This is a genomic window from Pseudomonas sp. L7 (assembly GCF_046605565.1).
In the GTDB taxonomy this organism is placed as follows: Bacteria; Pseudomonadota; Gammaproteobacteria; order Pseudomonadales; family Pseudomonadaceae; genus Aquipseudomonas; species Aquipseudomonas wayambapalatensis.
Genome location: NZ_CP176784.1, coordinates 3,368,396 through 3,387,345 on the forward strand (window position 1 = coordinate 3,368,396; position 18,950 = coordinate 3,387,345).

The 18,950-nt window shown below is 61.0% G+C and carries 22 protein-coding genes, 1 tRNA gene and 2 pseudogenes; 7 read left to right on the plus strand and 18 right to left on the minus strand.

The genetic code is table 11. The annotated features are described in order from the left end of the window. Window positions 1-6: 6 nt before the first annotated feature. A complete protein-coding gene (locus ACK3BK_RS15265; protein ID WP_411382766.1) occupies window positions 7-1,029 on the minus strand; it encodes a hypothetical protein in 1,023 nt (340 codons plus the stop codon). 87 nt (window positions 1,030-1,116) lie between these two features. Here ACK3BK_RS15265 and ACK3BK_RS15270 point away from each other — a divergent pair, with 87 nt between their 5' ends. Then, window positions 1,117-1,377 (plus strand): hypothetical protein, encoded by a 261-nt coding sequence (locus ACK3BK_RS15270; protein ID WP_411382767.1) that lies wholly within the window; start codon window positions 1,117-1,119, stop codon window positions 1,375-1,377. Continuing rightward, window positions 1,352-1,948: pseudogene (locus ACK3BK_RS15275) on the plus strand (hypothetical protein). Before ACK3BK_RS15270 ends, ACK3BK_RS15275 begins: the two are co-directional and overlap by 26 nt. A gap of 54 nt (window positions 1,949-2,002) precedes the next feature. Here ACK3BK_RS15275 and ACK3BK_RS15280 read toward each other — a convergent pair. Continuing rightward, a complete protein-coding gene (locus ACK3BK_RS15280; RefSeq protein WP_411382768.1) occupies window positions 2,003-2,572 on the minus strand; it encodes a GNAT family N-acetyltransferase in 570 nt (189 codons plus the stop codon). Window positions 2,573-2,686: 114 nt separating this feature from the next. Between ACK3BK_RS15280 and ACK3BK_RS15285 the strand changes: the two genes are divergently transcribed. Continuing rightward, a complete protein-coding gene (locus ACK3BK_RS15285; protein WP_411382769.1) occupies window positions 2,687-3,232 on the plus strand; it encodes a hypothetical protein in 546 nt (181 codons plus the stop codon). Further along, window positions 3,225-3,458: pseudogene (locus ACK3BK_RS15290) on the plus strand (site-specific integrase); the annotation flags it as partial. The gene ACK3BK_RS15285 and the pseudogene ACK3BK_RS15290, both read left to right, overlap by 8 nt. A gap of 69 nt (window positions 3,459-3,527) precedes the next feature. Here the strand turns inward: ACK3BK_RS15290 and ACK3BK_RS15295 are convergent. From ACK3BK_RS15295 to thrS, 9 genes are all read right to left on the minus strand, one after another. After that, window positions 3,528-3,604 (minus strand) — tRNA-Pro (locus tag ACK3BK_RS15295). A gap of 99 nt (window positions 3,605-3,703) precedes the next feature. After that, window positions 3,704-4,060: a MerR family transcriptional regulator gene (locus ACK3BK_RS15300; protein ID WP_054892048.1), complete on the minus strand. Its 357-nt coding sequence runs from the start codon at window positions 4,058-4,060 to the stop codon at window positions 3,704-3,706. Then, window positions 4,041-4,343, minus strand: a complete 303-nt coding sequence (ihfA, locus tag ACK3BK_RS15305; RefSeq protein ID WP_003250679.1) for an integration host factor subunit alpha — start codon at window positions 4,341-4,343, stop codon at window positions 4,041-4,043. Before ihfA ends, ACK3BK_RS15300 begins: the two co-directional genes overlap by 20 nt. A gap of 4 nt (window positions 4,344-4,347) precedes the next feature. Further along, on the minus strand, window positions 4,348-6,729 hold the full coding sequence (gene pheT, locus ACK3BK_RS15310) for a phenylalanine--tRNA ligase subunit beta (protein WP_411382770.1): 2,382 nt from the start codon (window positions 6,727-6,729) through the stop codon (window positions 4,348-4,350). Between the two features lie 33 nt (window positions 6,730-6,762). Beyond that, window positions 6,763-7,779, minus strand: coding sequence for a phenylalanine--tRNA ligase subunit alpha (pheS, locus tag ACK3BK_RS15315; protein WP_054892050.1), 1,017 nt, complete (start codon window positions 7,777-7,779; stop codon window positions 6,763-6,765). Window positions 7,780-7,889: 110 nt separating this feature from the next. Then, window positions 7,890-8,246 (minus strand): 50S ribosomal protein L20, encoded by a 357-nt coding sequence (rplT, locus tag ACK3BK_RS15320; RefSeq protein ID WP_003250671.1) that lies wholly within the window; start codon window positions 8,244-8,246, stop codon window positions 7,890-7,892. A gap of 28 nt (window positions 8,247-8,274) precedes the next feature. Further along, entirely contained in the window at window positions 8,275-8,469 is a 195-nt protein-coding gene (gene rpmI / locus ACK3BK_RS15325) for a 50S ribosomal protein L35 (protein ID WP_003250667.1), read from the minus strand. A gap of 61 nt (window positions 8,470-8,530) precedes the next feature. Then, window positions 8,531-9,082 (minus strand): translation initiation factor IF-3, encoded by a 552-nt coding sequence (gene infC / locus ACK3BK_RS15330; RefSeq protein WP_172964767.1) that lies wholly within the window; start codon window positions 9,080-9,082, stop codon window positions 8,531-8,533. Continuing rightward, complete coding sequence (gene thrS, locus ACK3BK_RS15335) at window positions 9,082-11,004, minus strand: threonine--tRNA ligase (protein ID WP_186720904.1); 1,923 nt, start codon at window positions 11,002-11,004, stop codon at window positions 9,082-9,084. Before thrS ends, infC begins: the two co-directional genes overlap by 1 nt. Before the next feature lie 330 nt (window positions 11,005-11,334). On the opposite strand from thrS, the gene ACK3BK_RS15340 reads away from it, so the two are divergent. Both ACK3BK_RS15340 and ACK3BK_RS15345 read left to right on the plus strand, forming a co-directional pair. Then, window positions 11,335-11,637: a hypothetical protein gene (locus ACK3BK_RS15340; RefSeq protein WP_186669096.1), complete on the plus strand. Its 303-nt coding sequence runs from the start codon at window positions 11,335-11,337 to the stop codon at window positions 11,635-11,637. Between the two features lie 163 nt (window positions 11,638-11,800). Continuing rightward, complete coding sequence (locus tag ACK3BK_RS15345) at window positions 11,801-12,013, plus strand: cold-shock protein (protein WP_003250656.1); 213 nt, start codon at window positions 11,801-11,803, stop codon at window positions 12,011-12,013. 87 nt (window positions 12,014-12,100) lie between these two features. Here the strand turns inward: ACK3BK_RS15345 and ACK3BK_RS15350 are convergent, their stop codons facing one another. Then, window positions 12,101-12,424, minus strand: a complete 324-nt coding sequence (locus ACK3BK_RS15350) for an I78 family peptidase inhibitor (RefSeq protein ID WP_411382771.1) — start codon at window positions 12,422-12,424, stop codon at window positions 12,101-12,103. Window positions 12,425-12,715: 291 nt separating this feature from the next. Between ACK3BK_RS15350 and ACK3BK_RS15355 the strand changes: the two genes are divergently transcribed. Then, window positions 12,716-12,928: a hypothetical protein gene (locus ACK3BK_RS15355; RefSeq protein WP_186669091.1), complete on the plus strand. Its 213-nt coding sequence runs from the start codon at window positions 12,716-12,718 to the stop codon at window positions 12,926-12,928. Here ACK3BK_RS15355 and ACK3BK_RS15360 read toward each other — a convergent pair. The 6 genes from ACK3BK_RS15360 to ACK3BK_RS15385 all read right to left on the minus strand — a co-directional run bounded on the left by ACK3BK_RS15360 (window position 12,900) and on the right by ACK3BK_RS15385 (window position 18,889). Next, window positions 12,900-13,865 (minus strand): nucleoside hydrolase, encoded by a 966-nt coding sequence (locus tag ACK3BK_RS15360; protein WP_186669157.1) that lies wholly within the window; start codon window positions 13,863-13,865, stop codon window positions 12,900-12,902. The two genes, ACK3BK_RS15355 and ACK3BK_RS15360, sit on opposite strands and share 29 nt — an antisense overlap. A 136-nt stretch (window positions 13,866-14,001) precedes the next feature. Beyond that, a complete protein-coding gene (gene rbsD / locus ACK3BK_RS15365) occupies window positions 14,002-14,406 on the minus strand; it encodes a D-ribose pyranase (RefSeq protein ID WP_186720906.1) in 405 nt (134 codons plus the stop codon). Continuing rightward, window positions 14,403-15,311 (minus strand): ribokinase, encoded by a 909-nt coding sequence (gene rbsK, locus ACK3BK_RS15370; protein ID WP_411382772.1) that lies wholly within the window; start codon window positions 15,309-15,311, stop codon window positions 14,403-14,405. The genes rbsD and rbsK overlap by 4 nt, the downstream gene beginning before the upstream one ends. A 9-nt stretch (window positions 15,312-15,320) precedes the next feature. Then, window positions 15,321-16,343 (minus strand): LacI family DNA-binding transcriptional regulator, encoded by a 1,023-nt coding sequence (locus ACK3BK_RS15375; protein WP_411382773.1) that lies wholly within the window; start codon window positions 16,341-16,343, stop codon window positions 15,321-15,323. Window positions 16,344-16,346: 3 nt separating this feature from the next. Next, window positions 16,347-17,339, minus strand: coding sequence for an ABC transporter permease (locus ACK3BK_RS15380; RefSeq protein ID WP_186669083.1), 993 nt, complete (start codon window positions 17,337-17,339; stop codon window positions 16,347-16,349). Further along, window positions 17,336-18,889 carry a sugar ABC transporter ATP-binding protein gene (locus tag ACK3BK_RS15385; protein ID WP_186669156.1) on the minus strand — a complete coding sequence of 518 codons (1,554 nt, stop codon included), beginning with the start codon at window positions 18,887-18,889 and terminating at the stop codon, window positions 17,336-17,338. Before ACK3BK_RS15385 ends, ACK3BK_RS15380 begins: the two co-directional genes overlap by 4 nt. Window positions 18,890-18,950 lie beyond the last annotated feature (61 nt).

The following is an 18,950-nucleotide window of genomic DNA, read 5'->3' on the forward strand; positions in this document are numbered from 1 at the left end:
TTCCGCTCACTGCTCTAGCCCTTTTAAAAACTCGCGCAGTCCTTCTTTCGTTGCAGGGAAACTGAAGGAAAATTTTTCTCCTACTTTTCCCGCCCCCAGCGCGGCTCCCTCTTCCGATGCATAATAACCTCTGAGCGTGACAGTCTCCCCCCATTTAGCTTGAGTGTAAGCTAAAAGCTCCTTAAGCGGCCCCACAAGCTCCGCAGCTCCATCGGAGCCATGACCTATAAAACCTTTCGATGTCCCAACAGCAAAATCGTCGAAAATAACTTCACCGGCCTTCAGAGTTACTTTTGGTGAATATATGGTTCCCACACCGTTAGCCGCATCAAATGAAATCTTCCCGAGGTCTTTAGCACCTGCACCGCTATCTCCAGCGCCCTCCGAATAAACGGCACCCGGATTCAGCTGATGCCCGGGAGTGACGTAGATCTCCCTCCCCGGCTGCCCATCAAGCTGATTGCCGCCTGTATGCGATGTGCTGGTCGGCTGCTCACCGCCAGCATAGCCCCCGCTGCCGGGATTCTGCTTACCCGCTTCGACCAGCAGACCTTCGTACTTCTTCAAACTCGGGTCAAGCACATGTATCGGCAAGCCGACGTTTTCAATGGCGACATCCACAATCAGCTTAACCATTTCGGCACGCTGATTCAGGTCGCGCACATTCGACTCGATCGAGTCAATGGCACTCGATACCGCCGCCTGCATCTCGGCCTGGCGCTCGGGAGGTAACTGAGTGGCAGTCAGCGTGGTCGCGAGTGCCCCCATCAGTACATAGCCGGCCCAAACGGCAGGGACGATGTTTTGCTGGCTTTGTTGCACAAGGTTGGCGCGATTCATCACGCTCAAGATGCCGAGCACTTTTTCCGGATCGTCTGCCCCGATGGCAGTCAGGCTTCGAGCGACGAGCTCAAAGTCCTGGGTCCGCTCGCCTGGTGCCACCTTGTCCAGAAGTGCATTGATGGTGGCGGCTCGGGTTTCCTCACTTCGGCTGCCGATCTGGCGGGTGAGTTCGCGTGCGACCAGCACACGATTAGCCTTGTCACTTCCCGCTCCAGTGCCTAGCACGGTCCCAACCACAAACAGGTCAGTGGCGGCCAGTACCGGCCTGATGACGTGGCCCTGGCCTTCGCGCTAAGCCTGCGCGTGCACGACAGCGCCGATCACCTCCGCAGGCTGGCGCGGCGCCTGGTCGACAAGGTCTGCCTCGAGCACCAGCCGAACATGAAGCGCCTGGCCCGCGAGCCGCACGACGCGAAGGTGTTCGATGCCGCGCTCAAGATCATCAACCGGGTGTGCGACCTGCTGGAGTACGCCCCAGGCACCCGCTTTGTGCGCAATGGAGGCGATGATGGCTCTGACGCAGCAGCAGCGTGACGAAAAGCGCAGGGCCATGGCCGAGCGCTTGCAGGAAGAAGACCTGCGCTTGAAGGTTCGACCAGGGACTAAACAGGCCCTGCTGTAACTGATGGAGTGGGCCGGGATCGAGGAACAGGGCGAGGCGATGACGCTGATGATTCATCACGTCGAAGCGCTTGGGCACTATGCACTGTTCAGGATCACGCGCCACGAAATCGAAGCTCACCGGAATGTGGCGCGCACCGAGTCGTTGCGGCTTTCGGCCAGGAAGCGAACAGGCCAGCACCTGCGAGCGATTTGCGGGTGGGCCGATGCTACCCACGGGCAGATCATCGAAGCGCTGGTTCACGGCATCCATGTCCTTGGCCGGCAGCACGCGGCGAAGTTTCTGACCCCGCCGCGGCATGAGATCAGCATTTCGCCGCGCCTGGCCCTAGTCTTCGACCGGAAAAGCATGCTGATGATTCGGCATGATCCGGGCGACGAGATTATCGCACCTGGCTTAGTCCGCACTGTTGCCTTACAACTTGCCAGCGAAGATTCTGCCTATGACCGTGGCGTCCACAATGGGCGCGCTTTTCCCATGTGAACCGGGCAAAGCACAACTAGCCTCACTAAGCAACAACACCTGAGCTATCAACGACTACTTTTTGAGGGCGTCATCTAGGCGCAGTCTAGAGTCTGTAGAAAGCAAACTATATTGATGGAGACTTAAGAACCTCCCGTCTTTGAATTCCACATCGCGCAAAGTCCCTTCAAGCTTGAATCCAAACTTCCTCAAAAGAGCGCAACTGGGCTCATTCTCCGGCTCAACATCTGCATGAATACGGTGCAAGCCCATTGTGTTGAATCCGTAGTCAATCATTGACGGCAGAGCCTCAGATAGTAGACCGCGACGCCAGTACTCCGGCATCAACCAGTACCCTATCTCTGCTTTTCGGTGCTCATGGCACACATTGTTAAAGCCGCAAGCCCCTATCAATGATTGGTTGTTGATTAGTGATATTCCCCACCAGATGCCAGACCTCTCGGTGACGATTCGCTCAAACCACCGCATTTGCTCTTCAGTCTCGGCAAGGCTCGAATATGAAACGCCATAGTGGGCGATCACTTGGGGGTTGGAAAGCGCCTTGTACACATCGCTTATGTGTGAAGGAAGTATCTTTCTAAGTGAAATTCTTCCTAACAAAAACTCGGGAAATACTGTGAGCACTTCGATAAGTCCGCTGACAATGTGTCGTTAAGTTAACACAGGCGCTGCCCATTTTTACTATCTAACCCATGCCGCATCCGGCCACGGAGGGCGGCGCATGCATGGAGTACCGCAATGCAAGTCGAGACCTCGACCGTCACCAAGCTGCTGATCACCGGCGCCGAAGGCCTGGACCCGATCAGCGTCTACTTCGAAGACTTCGAACCCTGCAAAGGCAAGATCACCGTCAGCTGCTACGACAAGACCTGGCACGCCTACTGGGGCGACATGTGGGATGGCCTGACCATCGGCCAGTTCTTCTGCAAGCTGCACGACGCCTACATCATCGGCTACTTCGACCGGTCGCTGAGCTCTCGCCGGTTCAGCGCCGAGGCCCTGGCCGACAAAGCGCGGAAGGTGATCGTGCAAATGCGGCGTGACCGGGACCTGGACGCAGAAGACGCCCGGAACATGCTCGACGAGGCCGAGGATGTTCGCCACACCAGCTCGCTTGATGAGTGCGGCGGCGCCCACCGCGAGTTCATGCACCGCGTGTTCGGTGACGACTGGTGGAACCTGCCGGCCGACGCCATGGAACCCAACCCGGACTGGGCCTACCTCTGCCGCATCATCGCGACAGTGCAGCTGGCCCTGGCCAAGCAGTACCCGATCGCCGCCTGACGCATCGATCAGGATTCATGACTTGAAGCACACCTTCGGTCGCCGACTGCGCGCCGCAGGCGTTACTGAAGAAGATCGGAAGTCACTGCTCGGGCACAAGAACGGCAGCATCACCAGCCACTATTCCGGCGCTGAGCTGGGCAAGCTGATTGAGGCTGCGAACATGGTATCAACAACTGACTCTCGCGGGCCGGTGTTGACGATCTTGAAGAGGAAAATCGGATGAAGTCCCGAAAAACTCCCCACACGCAGAAATGAAAAAGCCACCCTAAGGTGGCTAAGTCATTGGGATTATTGGTCGGGACGGAGTGATTCGAACACTCGACCCCTTGCACCCCATGCAAGTGCGCTACCGGGCTGCGCTACGCCCCGACTCTATTCTCAATACCGCTGAGAACGGTAAGAAATCTAACCTAACCTTTTGAATAATGGAAGCTTTTTTTTAAAAAAATCCACTCATCGCCAAGCAGGTCACTTCTTCAACACCACCAGCACATCCTCCAACTCCGCAATCATCTGCCGAATCAGCTGCTTGTACTGGGTCGTGTCATCCTTGGCCTCATCACTGGACATGCGCAAGCGCGCACCGCCAATGGTGAAGCCCTGGTCATACAGCAAGGCGCGGATCTGGCGAATCATCAGCACGTCTTGACGCTGATAATACCGTCGGTTTCCGCGGCGCTTGACCGGGTTGAGCTGCGGGAACTCTTGTTCCCAGTAACGCAGCACATGCGGTTTTACCGCACAGAGCTCGCTGACTTCACCAATGGTGAAGTAGCGTTTGCCCGGAATGGGGGGCAGCTCGTCGTTATGGCTTGGTTCCAGCATAGGCCTCAACCCGGGCTTTCAGTTTCTGCCCTGGACGAAAGGTGACGACGCGCCGCGCGGTGATCGGGATCTCTTCCCCTGTCTTGGGGTTGCGGCCCGGCCGCTGGCGTTTGTCGCGAAGGTCGAAGTTGCCGAATCCGGACAACTTGACCTGCTCGTTCTCCTCAAGCGCGTGACGAATCTCTTCGAAAAACAACTCGACCAGCTCCTTGGCCTCGCGCTTGTTAAGCCCCAGCTCCTCGTACAGCCTTTCGGCCATCTCAGCTTTCGTCAGAGCACCCATGCCGTTATTTCCTTAACGTGGTGTTCAACCTTTGTTCGAGCGAGGTGAGGATATTTTGCAGGGTGGTGTTCACCTCATCGTCGTTAAGAGTGCGCGATGGATGCTGCCAGGTCAAGCCGACCGCGAGGCTTTTTCTATCAGGATCAATACCTTTACCCTGGTAGACATCAAACAGCCTGAGGTCTGTGAGCCATTCCCCTGCATTGTCACGAATTACTTCAAGCACGGCGCTCGACGCCACGTCACGTCCTGCGATCAACGCCAGGTCACGACGGGTTTCAGGGAACTTGGACAGTTCGCTGAATTTCGGCAGCCGGCCTTCGACCACTTCACCCAGCACCAGCTCGAAGACGAACACCGGACGCTCAAGGCCCAGGGTCTTTGCCAGCTCCGGGTGGATAGCGCCCAGGTAACCCACTTCCTTGCCGTCGCGCTCGATGCGGGCGGTCTGGCCGGGGTGCAGGGCTGGGTGCTTTCCTGCGCTGAAGCTGAAGTCGGCGAGCGCGCCGGAGTAGCCCAACAGGGCTTCGACGTCGGCCTTCATGTCGAAGAAATCGACACTGTCACGGCCGTTGGCCCAGCCTTCCGGCAGGCGGCTGCCGGTGATCACGCCGGCGATCATCGGTTGCTGCTTGAGGTCGCCCAACTGGCCGACGAAGCGCAGGCCGCTTTCGAACAGGCGCACGCGGTCTTGCTGGCGGTTGAGGTTGTGCTGCAGCGCCTTGACCAGGCCCGGCCACAGCGAGGCGCGCATCGCGGCCATGTCGCTGGAGATGGGGTTGGCCAGCATCAGCGGCTCGACGCCAGGGGTGAACAGCTCGAACAGCTTGGGGTCGATGAAGCTGTAGGTGATGGCTTCCTGATAGCCGCGGGCGACCAGCAGGCGACGCAGAATCGGCAGTTCTCCGCGCGATTCCGAGCGAGCCTTGGGGGCCAGGCGGGCTTGCGGGTAGCGGACCGGCAGGTTGTTGTAGCCGTACAGGCGTGCCAGCTCTTCGATCAGATCGACTTCGAGGCTGATGTCGAAGCGGTGGCTCGGAATCTCGACAGTCCACACCCCTGCCCCATTGGCGCTGGTTTTCAGCTCCAGGGCGTTGAGCAGTTGTTCGACCTGGGCCGGGGCCATGTCCATGCCGAGCATCTGGCTGACGCGTTCTGCGCGCAGGGTGACCGGGGCAACCTTGGGCAGGTGCTGCTCGCTCACGGCTTCGACGATCGGGCCGGCTTCGCCGCCGACGATCTCGAGCACCAGGGCGGTAGCGCGCTCCATGGCTTCGCGGGCCAGTTGCGAGTCGACGCCGCGCTCGTAGCGGTGCGAGGCATCGGTGTGCAGGCCATAGGAGCGGGCCTTGCCAGCGACCGATACTGGCTCGAAGAAGGCGCTTTCCAGGAACAGGTCGCGGGTCTTCTCGGTGTTGACGCCGCTGTGTTCGCCACCCATGACGCCGGCGATGGCCAGGGCGCGAGTATGGTCGGCGATGACCAGGGTGTCGCTCCGCAAGGCGACTTCCTGACCATCGAGCAGGACGAGCTTCTCACCCTCCTCGGCCATGCGCACGCGGATGCCGCCGTTGATTTCAGCGAGGTCGAAGGCGTGCATAGGCTGGCCGAGCTCGAGCATCACGTAGTTGGTGATGTCGACGGCAGCGTCGATGCTGCGCACGTCGCTACGACGCAGGCGTTCGACCATCCACAGCGGGGTCGGCTTGCTCAGGTCGACGTTGCGGATGACACGGCCCAGGTAACGCGGGCAAGCAGCGGGGGCGCTGATTTCAACCGGGCGTACTTCGTCGTGGGCAGGCGCGACGGCCGGAACCACCGGACGGCTGACCGGGACGTCGTACAGTGCGCTGACATCGCGCGCCAGGCCCGCCACCGACAGGCAGTCGCCGCGGTTGGGGGTCAGGCCGATTTCGATGCTGGCGTCGTCCAGATTGAGGTACTGGCGAATGTCTTCACCCACCGGCGCGTCGGGTGCCAGCTCCAGCAGGCCGTCGTTCTCTTCGCTGATCTGCAGCTCGGCGGCCGAGCACAGCATGCCGAAGGACTCGACACCGCGCAGCTTGGCCTTCTTGATCTTGAAGTCGCCGGGCAGTTCGGCGCCGATCATGGCAAACGGAATCTTGATGCCGGGACGTGCGTTGGGGGCGCCACAGACAACCTGGAAGGTTTCCTGGCCATTGCTGACCTGGCAGACGCGCAGCTTGTCGGCATCCGGGTGCTGTTCGGTGGCGAGGATCTCGCCCACCACGATGCCACTGAACTGGCCAGCCGCCGGGGTGACGCTGTCGACTTCCAGGCCGGCCATGGACAGGCGGGCGACCAGTTCGTCACGGGAGACTTGCGGGTTTACCCAACCGCGCAGCCACTGTTCACTGAATTTCATGCTGTTCTCCTGAAGATTGCGTCGAGGTGTGGCCTAGCGGAATTGCGCCAGGAACCGCAGGTCGTTGTCGAAGAACAGACGCAAATCGTTGACGCCATAGCGCAGCATGGCCAGGCGCTCGACACCCATGCCGAAGGCGAAGCCGGAGAATTCTTCCGGGTCGATACCGGACATGCGCAGTACGTTCGGGTGGACCATGCCGCAGCCCATCACTTCCAGCCAACCGGTCTGCTTGCACACGCGGCAGCCTTTGCCGGAGCACATCACGCACTCCATATCGACTTCGGCGGACGGCTCGGTGAAGGGGAAGAACGACGGGCGGAAACGCACTGCCAGCTCTTTTTCGAAGAACACCCGCAGGAACTCTTCGATGGTGCCCTTGAGGTCGGCGAAGTTGATGTCGCGATCGACCAGCAGGCCTTCGATCTGGTGGAACATCGGCGAGTGGGTGATATCCGAGTCGCAGCGGTATACGCGGCCGGGGCAGACAATGCGGATCGGCGGCTGGGTGCTTTCCATGGTCCGCACCTGAACGGGCGAAGTATGGGTGCGCAGCAGCATGTTGGCATTGAAGTAGAAGGTGTCGTGCATCGCCCGGGCCGGGTGGTGGCCTGGGATGTTGAGCGCTTCGAAGTTGTGGTAGTCGTCTTCGACCTCTGGGCCTTCGGCGATGCCGTAGCCGATGTGGGTGAAGAACTGCTCGATGCGCTCGAGGGTACGGGTGATCGGGTGCAGGCCACCGGTGGCCTGGCCACGGCCTGGCAGGGTGACATCAATGCATTCGGCAGCCAGGCGAGCGTTCAGCTCAGCCTCTTCGAAGGCGGCCTTGCGTGCGTTGAGCACGTCAGTGACGCGTTCCTTGGCGTCGTTGATCAGCGCACCGACCTTGGGGCGCTCTTCGGCTGGCAGGTTGCCCAGGGTCTTCATCACCTGGGTCAGCTCGCCCTTCTTGCCGAGAAATTGGACCCGGATCTGTTCCAGGGTATTGATGTCTTCAGCGCGTTCCACGGCCTCGAGGGCTTGGGAGACCAGCGCGTCCAGGTTTTCCATGTACAGACTCCAGATACGAAAATAGGGGAAGAGCTTTGAAGGCTCTTCCCCTATCGATGACGTTTTACACCCACCGGCACAGGGTGCCGGCGGATGATTGTCGCGGGTACTTAAGCCAGGACGGCTTTAGCTTTCTCGACAATCGCAGCAAACGCCGCTTTTTCGTTCACTGCCAGGTCGGCCAGAACCTTGCGGTCGATTTCGATCGACGCCTTTTTCAGGCCAGCAATCAGACGGCTGTAGGACAGACCGTTGGTGCGGGCACCGGCGTTGATACGAGCGATCCACAGAGCGCGGAACTGACGCTTCTTCTGGCGACGGTCACGGTAGGCGTATTGGCCTGCCTTGATGACCGCTTGCTTGGCAACGCGGAATACGCGCGAGCGTGCACCGTAGTAGCCTTTAGCCAGTTTCAGAATTTTCTTGTGACGCTTACGAGCGATGACGCCACGCTTTACACGAGCCATGAGTAACTTCCTCTATCTTTGACCGAAATTAACGTACGCGCAGCATGCGCTCGACTTTTGCCACGTCAGACGGGTGCAGCAGGCTGGCACCGCGCAGTTGACGCTTACGCTTGGTCGACATTTTGGTCAGGATGTGGCTCTTGAAAGCGTGCTTGTGCTTGAAGCCGGAAGCGGTTTTCAGGAAACGCTTCGCAGCACCGCTCTTGGTTTTCATTTTTGGCATGTTGGAACTCCGCATTCGATAAAATTACACAATAATCATCAGGCCTGCCGTGCCCGGGAGATTACTTCTTCTTTTTGGGAGCGATGACCATCATAAGCTGGCGTCCTTCCATCTTAGGATGCTGTTCGACGGTCCCGTATTCGACGAGGTCGGTTTCGACCCGCTTCAACAGTTCCATACCCAGCTCCTGGTGGGCCATCTCACGGCCGCGGAATCTCAGAGAGATCTTGGCCTTGTCCCCATCGGTAAGGAAACGTACCAGGTTGCGTAGTTTTACCTGGTAATCCCCTTCTTCCGTCCCTGGACGAAACTTGATTTCTTTAATCTGGATCTGCTTCTGGTTCTTCTTCGCTTCGTTGGCCTGCTTCTTCTTCTCGAAGAGGTGCTTGCCGTAGTCCATCACCTTGCAAACAGGCGGGACTGCGTCAGCGGAGATTTCCACCAGATCCAGCTTCGCTTCATCAGCGATACGAAGCGCTTCATCAATCGAGACGATGCCAATCTGCTCGCCATCAGCGCCAATTAACCGAACCTCGCGTGCCGAGATATTCTCGTTGATCGGTGCCTTAGGTGCAGTTCGTTTATCGTTTCTCATTTCACGCTTAATAGTCATTACTCCGATTCTTGGCGACCACGCCGGGAAACCGCATGCGACAAGAGCTCAGCGAATTGCGCGACAGGCATGGAGCCCAGGTCTGCGCCTTCGCGAGTACGCACAGCGACGGTTTGCGTTTCGACTTCGCGGTCCCCTATAACCAAAAGGTACGGGACCCTCAGCAACGTATGCTCGCGGATTTTAAAGCCGATCTTCTCATTTCTCAAGTCGGACTTGGCACGGAAACCGCTTCCATTCAGCGTTTTTTCCACTTCGAGGGCGAAATCGGCCTGCTTGTCGGTGATATTCATGATCACCGCCTGGGTCGGCGCCAGCCACGCAGGGAACACACCAGCGTAGTGCTCGATCAACATGCCGATGAAGCGCTCGAAGGAGCCGAGAATGGCGCGGTGCAGCATCACAGGACGCTTACGGGCGTTATCTTCGGCGATGTAGCTGGCATCCAGACGCTCCGGAAGGTTCGGATCGTACTGCAGGGTACCGCACTGCCAGTTACGGCCGAGGCAGTCGCGCAGGGTGAACTCGATCTTCGGACCATAGAACGCGCCCTCGCCCGGCTGGTATTCCCAGGCCAGGCCGGATTCGTTCAGGGCGTCGGCCAGCGCGCCTTCGGCGCGGTCCCACAGCTCTTCGGAACCGACACGCTTGGCCGGACGAGTGGACAGCTTCATGGCGACGTCGGTGAAGCCGAAGTCCTTGTACACGTCCAGGGTCAGCTTGATGAAATCAGCCGCTTCCTTCTTCACCTGCTCTTCGGTGCAGAAGATGTGGGCATCGTCCTGCACGAAACCGCGCACGCGCATGATGCCGTGCAGGGCGCCGGACGGCTCGTTGCGGTGGCAGGCGCCGAATTCGGCCAGGCGCAGCGGCAGGTCGCGGTACGACTTCAGGCCCTGGTTGAACACTTGCACGTGGCATGGGCAGTTCATCGGTTTTACCGCGTAGTCGCGGTTTTCCGACGAGGTGGTGAACATGTTCTCGGCATAGTTGGACCAGTGGCCGGAACGCTCCCAGAGGATGCGGTCGACGACCTGCGGGGTCTTGATTTCCTGGTAGCCATTCTCGCGCTGGACCTGGCGCATGTACTGCTCGAGTACCTGGTAGACGGTCCAGCCGTTGGCGTGCCAGAACACCATGCCCGGGGCTTCTTCCTGCAGGTGGAAGAGATCGAGCTGCTTGCCGATCTTGCGATGGTCGCGCTTTTCGGCTTCTTCGATGCGCTGGATATAGGCCGCCAGCTGCTTCTTGTCAGCCCAGGCGGTGCCATACACCCGCTGCAGCTGCTCGTTCTTGGCGTCGCCGCGCCAGTAGGCGCCGGACAGCTTGGTCAGCTTGAACGCCTTGAGGAAGCGGGTATTCGGCACGTGCGGGCCACGGCACATGTCGACGTATTCTTCGTGATAGTACAGGCCCATGGCCTGCTCGTCCGGCATGTCTTCGACCAGACGCAGCTTGTAGTCTTCGCCACGGGTGCTGAACACATCGATGACTTCGGCACGCGGGGTCATCTTCTTGATGACGTCGTAGTCCTTGTCGATCAGCTGGTGCATACGCTGTTCGATGGCAGTGAGGTCCTCGGGGGTGAAAGGACGCTCGTAGGCGATGTCGTAATAGAAGCCTTCGTCGATCACCGGACCGATCACCATCTTGGCGGTCGGGTACAGCTGCTTCACCGCGTGGCCGATCAGGTGGGCGCACGAGTGACGGATGATCTCCAGTCCCTCTTCATCTTTGGGGGTGATGATCTGCAGGGTGGCGTCGTGTTCGATCAGGTCGCAGGCATCGACCAATTTGCCGTCGACCTTGCCGGCCAAGGTGGCCTTTGCCAGGCCTGCACCAATGGATGCGGCAACTTCAGCTACGGTTACGGCCTTGTCGAACGAGCGTTGACTGCCATCGGGAAGAGTAATAGTGGGCATGGCGCCTCCTCTCCTAGTGGTGACCCCTACCAAAGGTCACGTGGGTTGGGATGAGCCAGTACAAGATCCGACCTGCCTTTCCCGGGGGAAAGCCTGCCTCACAGCGGCAGAAGCCTTTCGGCCTGTCAGGGGCGAACCAGAGTGACTGGAAAGATAACTTGCGCGCTGGACGTGAGCAGCTGCAAGCCGGGCATGCTAGCACGCGGCCTGCGCCTGACGCAGAAATATTTGGAATTTACGCCGGGGCGGTGAACTTGTACGGAAAAATTCCTATCAGACCCTCTGAAGCATCCTACTCTTGATGAGACCTAACCCAAGGAGTGTCTGGTTATGCGAGTTCAGTCTCTTCTGGCCGCGTGTGCCGCGAGCGTCCTGCTGCTGCCACTGGCCGCCAACGCAGGTAACTTCCCCGCCGGCAAGGAGCAGGCGTACATGTCTCAGTGCCAGCAAGTCGCGACCGGCCAGGGCGTGGACGCCGCGACGGCGAAGAAGCACTGCGATTGCGGCGCCCAAGCCATCAAAAAGAATTTCACCGACAAGGAGATCCAGGACCTCGACAGCAAGGACGGCGTCGACGCTGCGCTGATGCAGAAGGCTCAGACCGTAGTACAGGCCGCCTGCAAGCCAAAATGATGACCCGCCGAGCCGTACCGATCGCGCATTGTTTGCGCCAGATCAGTATCCGGCTAAGGTAAAGAGCGCTACATAAGCAGAATTAGACTATGATGTTGCCGGTGCTCCGTAGCCTCGGCCGCATTGCACCACTGAAAAACTAAATGTTCTGGAGATTCACCTCATGTCCAATCGCCAACAAGGCACCGTCAAATGGTTCAATGATGAGAAAGGCTACGGCTTCATCACCCCAGCAGGCGGCGGCGACGACCTGTTCGTACACTTCAAGGCCATCGAATCCGACGGCTTCAAGAGCCTGAAAGAAGGCCAGACTGTTTCCTTCGTAGCCGAAAGAGGCCAGAAGGGCATGCAGGCTGCTCAGGTTCGTCCGGAGTAATTCGGATACCGCAGTAAAAAAACCCGCCTTCACCGGCGGGTTTTTTATGGGCTCGAGCTACCTGGACAGGCCAGCCCTCACAGGCGATCAGCCACAGTTGGCGCGAATGACCTTGCCCTGCTCATCGACGTTCAGGTTCAAACGGTCGGAGCGGTATTCCAGGGTGACGACATCATGGGGCTTGAGGATCCGGGCGATCTGCGCGCCAGTTGCCTTGCGGGCCTGCTCCAGCAGCTCGGGCGTGCCCGGCTTGCCGACGGTGAAATCGGCGCCGCTGGCACTGCAACGGCCATCACCACCGACGGGGATCGCCGGCGCGGCGCTGCCGCCATCAGACGAGCCACCGGTGCTGCAACCAGCCAGGACGGCAGCCATCAGCAAGGTCGCCAGGGAAGCGCGGGTACGGAACATGAATCCTCCTAATCGATCTTGGGAACTGTCATATGCGACCGCTCCGCTTACAGTTTGTTGCAAAACCGCTCAAGTCTGCCTGATCTCGCCAGATGAGGCCAAAAGCAATCGTGACCGGATTTTGCACCGTGGCGATTGGTTAGGGCGAGCGGCCTGCTTATGCTTAAGTCGCAGCGCAACGGCTGCAAAGGCATGATTTACTTGGCAGACGTGGAGTGCGTCTCGCCTCCCCCGCGAACGCCAGGAGCCGGTGTTCGACCCCAGGCACCAGGCACAGTCGCGAGTACCCGCATGAACACCCACAGCATAGACGCCGACATCAAGGTCAAATGGGCCGAGGGCCAGAGTGCCTACAGCCCGGGCACTCCGGAAGAATTGCTGCTGATCGCCATCGACCTGCTGGTGCGCGATCGTGGCAGCGAGGCGGCGCGCAGCTTCATCGAACAGGTGTTCGAGCGCTACGCGCCGCACGACACTATTTCAATCGAGCCAGGCGCGCGCTGAGCAGGTCGAAGAAGCCCTGGGCGTCACCATTTTCGATCCACATCACGTTGGCCGGCTGCTTGAGCACGCCGTACCAGTCGGCGACAGTCTGGGCGAAGGTCGGGCCTTCGCGGCTGTCGACGGTCATGTGGATCTGCTTGCCACTGAACAGCTCTGGCTTGAGCAGGTAGGCGATGACGGTGGCGTCGTGTACCGGGCCACCACTCATGCCGTACTTGTCCATGTCGTACTTGATGTAGGCGTTGAGGATGTCCACCACCTTCTTGCTGGCGTCGTTGCCGACAGCGGCGAGCTGCTTGAGACGTGCGTCGCTGGTGATGATCTTGTGGGTCACGTCCAGCGGCAGGTACGTCAGCTTGACGCCGCTGGCCAGCACCACTTCGGCAGCGTGCGGATCGGCGTAGAGGTTGAACTCGGCCACCGGGGTGATATTGCCGCCATTGAAGTGGGCGCCACCCATGATCACCACTTCCTTGATGCCCTTGACGATTTCCGGCTTCTGGATCAGCGCCAGGGCCAGGTTGGTCTGCGGGCCGAGCATGGCGATGGTGATGCTGTGGGGTTCGGCGGCATCGAGGGTGTCGACCAGATACTGCACGGCGTTGCCTTTGGCCAGAGGCTGCTTGGGCTCATGCACCGCGACACCCGTCAAGCCTTCCTCGCCATGGACATCGGCGGCGTAGATCGGCGCACGCACCAGTGGGCGCCCTGCCCCGGCGTATACCGGAATGTCTTCACGACCGGCCCATTCGCGCGCCAGGCGCGCATTGCGGGAGGTCTTGTCGAGGCGCACATTGCCGGCGACGGTGGTGATGGCGCGGATCTTCAGCTCCTCAGGCGAAGCCATGGCCAGGAACAAGGCCACGACATCGTCGGCGCCGGGGTCAGTGTCGATGATCAGGTCACGCGGGGCGGCGAATGCACTGGCAGCAGCCATCGTGGACATAAGCACGACTCCTTGTAGCAAACGTTTGGCTTTGTTGATCAACATCCCGCTTCACTCCTTTGCTTTTATTGTTTGGTCTGTTTCAGAGGGCGCGTCACGCGATAGGCCGGCACATCCGCCGACTACCTCAGAACGTGACGCCCGCAATCAACGCAATATTGCTGTAGGGCTTGCATTCCCCCGTGCGAATCACCGCCCGCGCCCGTCGGCTCAGGGCCTTGAATTCATCATGGGGCATACGCTCGCGCTCACCGAGCAAGCCCAGCGCATGTTGCTCCTCGACCCCCACCAGCCCAGGCGGTGCGGCACTGAAAATCTCGTCGGCCAACACATGCCGCTCCACCTGCATTTCGCTGAGCACCACGCGCAGCACGCTGGCAAAGTCCGGAATGCCCGGCGTCAATGCCAGGTCGATCAGCTCCACACCTGGCGGCACCGGCAGGCCGGCATCGCCGATCACCAGGATGTCGCCATGCCCCAGACCGGCAATGGTGCGTGACAGGGCGATATTGAGCAGCGCGGTCTTCTTCATGGCGACAACTCCTTGAGGAAGGGAATGGATGGCTGCGCCCCCGCGCGGGTGACCGAGATGGCCGCAGCCCGCTGGCCACGCACGATCGCCTCGCCCTCCTGCAGCCCGCAGGCAAGCCCCGCAGCGAAGCCGCCGACGAAGGTGTCGCCTGCCGCCGTAGTGTCCAGTGGCTTGACCTTGGTTGCCGGGAAATGACGGCTGCCGCCCTCACTGACGAACAGCGCCCCTTCGGCACCCAGGGTGACGATGACCTTGCTCGCACCCCATTCGCGCAGGCGCTCGGCGGCGCAGCGAGCACTGTCGATATCGCTCACCGACAGGCCGGTCAAGGCCTCGGCCTCGCTCTCGTTGGGGATCAGGTAGTCGATATGGGCGAACCACTCCCGCGGCAGTGGGCCCGTTGCCGGTGCCGGGTTGAGGATGACCGTCTTGCCCAGCTCGCGACCGCGGGCCAGCGTCCACTCCACAGTGGCAGGCGGCACTTCGAGCTGGCAGATGATCACCTCGGCGCTCTGCAGCAACGCATCGAAGCGCTGCACCGACTCGGGGGTCAGCAGCCCATTGCCGCCCGGGATGATGACGATGGCGTTCTGGCTGGTGGCATCCACCACGATCAGCGCCACACCGCTGGATACGCCTGCACAGACGCTCACGGCCTGGCAATCGATCTTTTCTGCCTCCAGCGCCTGGCGCAACTGCTGGCCATAGGCGTCATCGCCGACATTGCCGACCATGGCCACGCTCGCCCCCAGGCGCGCGGCAGCAACGGCCTGGTTGGCACCCTTGCCACCGGGTACGGTGAAGAAACTGTCGCCGGCGAGGGTTTCGCCGCCACGCGGCAGACGCTCGGCACGGGCCACCAGGTCCATGTTGAGGCTGCCGACCACTACGACCTTGGCATGCATGGGTCTTCCTTAGCGGTAATCATTGAACAGGTCCGGGCGCGGCCCGGTGGATTCGCGCAGCACGATACGCGGCGCGACGATACGTTGCTGCGCCGCATCGCGACGCGGTGTGGCGATGCGCGACAGCAGCAACTGCGCGGCGCTGTCGCCCAGCTCGCGGATCGACTGGCCGACAGTGGTCAGCGGCGGATACACATAGCGGCTCAGCTCGATGTCATCGAAACCGATCACCGATAGCTGGCCAGGGACTTCGATATTGCGCTCGGCCGCAGCGCGCAACACGCCGAAACCGATCATGTCGTTGCCAGCGAAAATCGCCGTCGGCGGCTCATCCTCGAGCAACTGTGCGGCCGCTGCGTGGCCACCGGGGCTGGTAAAGTCGCTGTGCAGCACGCGATTGTCCGCCACGCTCAGCCCGGCCTCGGCCATGGCACGACGAAAACCGCTCACGCGCAGTTGGCTGACGCCGGTCTCGGCCGGGCCGCCGATGCAGGCGATGTCGGTATGGCCGAGCTCAAGCAGGTGGCGCGTGGCCAGATAGGCCCCCAGCTCGTGATCGATACGCACAAGGTCGGCATCGACGCCTTCGAGGGCCCGGTCGACGATGACCATTGGCGTGCGCACGGCAGCCAGGCTTTCGAGCAGGTCACGGTCCTCGCCCACCGAGGCGACGATCAGACCATCGATGCGTTTTTCCAGCAGCACCCGCAGGTAGCTGCGCTGCTTCTTCGGATCATCGTCCGAGTTGCACAGGATCACGCAATAACCGTTGCGCTCGCAGCCGTCCTCGATACCGCGAGCCAGCTCGGCGAAGTAAGGGTTGACGCTGCTGGGCACCAGCAGGCCAATGGTCGCGGTGCTGCGCGCCTTGAGCGAGCGCGCCACGGCACTGGGCACGTAGTCCAGCTCGGCGATGGCGGCCTCGACCTTCAGGCGCACGTGTTCGCTGACCGGGCGGGTCTTGTTCAGTACATGGGACACGGTGGTGTAGGAAATACCCGCCAGTGCCGCGACGTCTTTGATGGTTGCCATGGGTCAGTTCCGCCGGGTCGCGCGTCGGCTGCGGTAGGTGTCGAGGACCACGGCGATGACGATCACAGCGCCCGTGATGATACGCTTGGTTGGCTCGGAAGCGCCGATCTGCGCCAAGCCTGCGGCCAGCACGGAAATGATCAGCACACCGAAGAAGGTGCTGATGATCGAGCCTCGCCCGCCCATCAGGCTGGTGCCGCCGATCACCACCGCGGCAATCACCTGCAACTCAAGGCCAGAACCGGCGTTCGGATCTGCAGCCTCAAGGCGCGAGATCTGGAACAGCGCGGCCAACCCCGCCAGCAGGCCCATCAAGGCAAAGACCCCGATCTTGTACGGACGCGGATCGATACCTGCCAGGCGCACGGCTTCTTCATTGGTGCCGATGCCGATCAGGTAGCGACCGAACACCGTGCGGGTCAGTACCAGCTGGGCGAGGATGATCACCAGCAAGGCAATGATGAAGGCCGGAGAAATACCGAAAGCGATCGGGTTGGAGAACCAGGAGAACGCGTCGCCAATGTAGGCGGTGCGCGAATCGGTGAACTGGTAGGCCAGGCCACGGGCCATTTCCAGCACGCCAAGCGAGACGATGAACGACGGAATGCGCCAGGCCACGGTCACCGCGCCGGTGATGCTGCCGGCCAGAGCGGCAATGGCCATGCCCAACAGCGCGGCAGGCAATACGCTCCAGCCCCAGCCGAGGATGGCGACGCTGACGGTCGAGGCAGCCAGCGCAAGCACCGAACCGACCGACAGGTCGATGCCACCGATGATCAGCACGAAGGTCATGCCGACGGCCAGCACCATCAGGTCAGGGATCTGGTTGGCCAAGGTGCTGAAGGTGGCATAAGAGAGGAAGTGGCTGCTCAGGAACGAGAACAGCACGATCATCGCCAGCAAGGCACCGGCCAGGCCCAGGTAGGTGCCCAGGCCGAAATAGGTGCCGCTGCGGCGTACCGGCGTACCGGCGGAGTCGAGGGTGGGAGTCTTCATGCGTCCATCCTGGGAGCTGCGTCGTGCAGCAATGCGTCACGTTTCTGGTAACCGGCGAAGGCAGCGGCAAGGATCTGGTCCTGGCTCCAGCCATCACGGTCGAAGGTCTCGATCAGTTGGCCAGCGGAAAGCACGGCGATGCGGTCGCAGATCAGCATCAGCTCGCGCAGGTCGCTGGACACCACCACCAGGGCCTTGCCCTGGCGGGCGAGTTCGGCCAGCAACCCGTAGATATCGAACTTGGCGCCAACATCGATGCCGCGGGTGGGCTCATCGAACATCAGCACCTGGCAGTCGCGCTCCAACCAGCGACCGATCACCACCTTCTGCTGGTTGCCACCGGACAGCTCACCGACCGCCTGGGCGGGGCTCGCGCTGCGGATACGCATGGCGCTGATCTGCCGTTCGGCAAGCTGGCGCTCGGCGTGGGGGTCGAGCACTCCAGCGCGGGAGACCGCGCCGAGGTTACCCAAGGCGACGTTGGCGCTGATCGAGTGCGGCAACAACAGGCCTTCGCCCTTGCGGTCTTCAGTGATCAGGGCAATGCCGGCACGCACGGCAGCCTTGGGCGAATCGATGTTGACCGGTTGTAGCGGGCGCCCCAGCTGAATGCTGCCGCTGTCGGCGCGATCGGCACCATAGATCAGCCGCAACAACTCGGTACGCCCGGCGCCAATCAGCCCGGAAATACCGAAGATCTCCCCTGCCCTGACCTCGAACGACACATCGCGCACCTTGTCGCCACGGGTCATGTGCTCCACCTTGAGCAGCGGTGCGCCGATTTCGCGGCGACCAAGGTCGATGTGCTCGCCGACTTCGCGCCCCACCATCAGATTGACCAGTTCGTTGCTGCTGTAGCGAGCGATCGGCTCGGCGCACACCAGCTTGCCGTCGCGCAGCACGGCAATACGCTGCGATACGCGCTGCAGCTCTTCGAGCCGGTGCGAGATATAGACGATGGCCACACCCCGCTGACGCAGGCGCTCGATCTGCGTGAACAACAGCTCCACCTCGCGCGCAGTGAGCATCGCGGTGGGCTCGTCGAAGATCAGCACATGGCAGTCGCCGATCAGGTTGCGGGCGATTTCGACCATTTGCTGATGGCCGATGCCCAGCTCGCCGACCGGGGTGTCCGGATCGATGGCGTCCAGCCCGACCTGGGCCATGGCCGCGGTCGCCAACTGACGCAGGCGTTTCTGACTGATCCAGCCGGCATGGCTGGGCAGGTTGTCGAGAAACAGGTTCTCGGCAACAGTGAGCGTGGGCAGCAGGTTGAGTTCCTGCATCACCATGCGCACACCGAGGCGCTCGGCCTCGCTGCGACTGCCAGGGCTATAGGGCTGGCCGCGGTAGGTCATCTGCCCGGTGGTGGGGGTTTCCAGGCCACTGATGAGCTTGGACAAGGTGCTCTTGCCGGCGCCGTTCTCGCCGGTCAAAGCGAGCACCTCGCCGCCGCGCAGGTCTAGCGTGACATCACCGAGCACGGGCTGGGCGTACGTCTTGCCCAGGCCGGTGACACTGAGCACGGATTCATGGGCCGACATGGCCACCTCTCTCATGGAACGAGCTGCAACTGGTTGAACTGGCGCTGACTCTGCGTAAGCGGCGAAC

What these genes read in the sequence shown, in the direction of transcription:
- pheS (WP_054892050.1), bottom strand. Translation starts at nt 7,779, where the DNA reads ATGGAAAACCTGGACGCGCTGGTCTCCCAAGCCCTCGAGGCCGTGGAA.
- ACK3BK_RS15340 (WP_186669096.1), top strand. Translation starts at nt 11,335, where the DNA reads ATGCGAGTTCAGTCTCTTCTGGCCGCGTGTGCCGCGAGCGTCCTGCTG.
- ACK3BK_RS15360 (WP_186669157.1), bottom strand. Translation starts at nt 13,865, where the DNA reads ATGGCTGCTGCCAGTGCATTCGCCGCCCCGCGTGACCTGATCATCGAC.
- thrS (WP_186720904.1), bottom strand. Translation starts at nt 11,004, where the DNA reads ATGCCCACTATTACTCTTCCCGATGGCAGTCAACGCTCGTTCGACAAG.
- ACK3BK_RS15300 (WP_054892048.1), bottom strand. Translation starts at nt 4,060, where the DNA reads ATGCTGGAACCAAGCCATAACGACGAGCTGCCCCCCATTCCGGGCAAA.
- rbsD (WP_186720906.1), bottom strand. Translation starts at nt 14,406, where the DNA reads ATGAAGAAGACCGCGCTGCTCAATATCGCCCTGTCACGCACCATTGCC.
- ACK3BK_RS15350 (WP_411382771.1), bottom strand. Translation starts at nt 12,424, where the DNA reads ATGTTCCGTACCCGCGCTTCCCTGGCGACCTTGCTGATGGCTGCCGTC.
- rplT (WP_003250671.1), bottom strand. Translation starts at nt 8,246, where the DNA reads ATGGCTCGTGTAAAGCGTGGCGTCATCGCTCGTAAGCGTCACAAGAAA.
- ACK3BK_RS15375 (WP_411382773.1), bottom strand. Translation starts at nt 16,343, where the DNA reads ATGGCAACCATCAAAGACGTCGCGGCACTGGCGGGTATTTCCTACACC.
- infC (WP_172964767.1), bottom strand. Translation starts at nt 9,082, where the DNA reads ATGACTATTAAGCGTGAAATGAGAAACGATAAACGAACTGCACCTAAG.
- ihfA (WP_003250679.1), bottom strand. Translation starts at nt 4,343, where the DNA reads ATGGGTGCTCTGACGAAAGCTGAGATGGCCGAAAGGCTGTACGAGGAG.
- ACK3BK_RS15380 (WP_186669083.1), bottom strand. Translation starts at nt 17,339, where the DNA reads ATGAAGACTCCCACCCTCGACTCCGCCGGTACGCCGGTACGCCGCAGC.
- rpmI (WP_003250667.1), bottom strand. Translation starts at nt 8,469, where the DNA reads ATGCCAAAAATGAAAACCAAGAGCGGTGCTGCGAAGCGTTTCCTGAAA.
- pheT (WP_411382770.1), bottom strand. Translation starts at nt 6,729, where the DNA reads ATGAAATTCAGTGAACAGTGGCTGCGCGGTTGGGTAAACCCGCAAGTC.
- rbsK (WP_411382772.1), bottom strand. Translation starts at nt 15,311, where the DNA reads ATGCATGCCAAGGTCGTAGTGGTCGGCAGCCTCAACATGGACCTGGTG.
- ACK3BK_RS15285 (WP_411382769.1), top strand. Translation starts at nt 2,687, where the DNA reads ATGCAAGTCGAGACCTCGACCGTCACCAAGCTGCTGATCACCGGCGCC.
- ACK3BK_RS15355 (WP_186669091.1), top strand. Translation starts at nt 12,716, where the DNA reads ATGAACACCCACAGCATAGACGCCGACATCAAGGTCAAATGGGCCGAG.
- ACK3BK_RS15345 (WP_003250656.1), top strand. Translation starts at nt 11,801, where the DNA reads ATGTCCAATCGCCAACAAGGCACCGTCAAATGGTTCAATGATGAGAAA.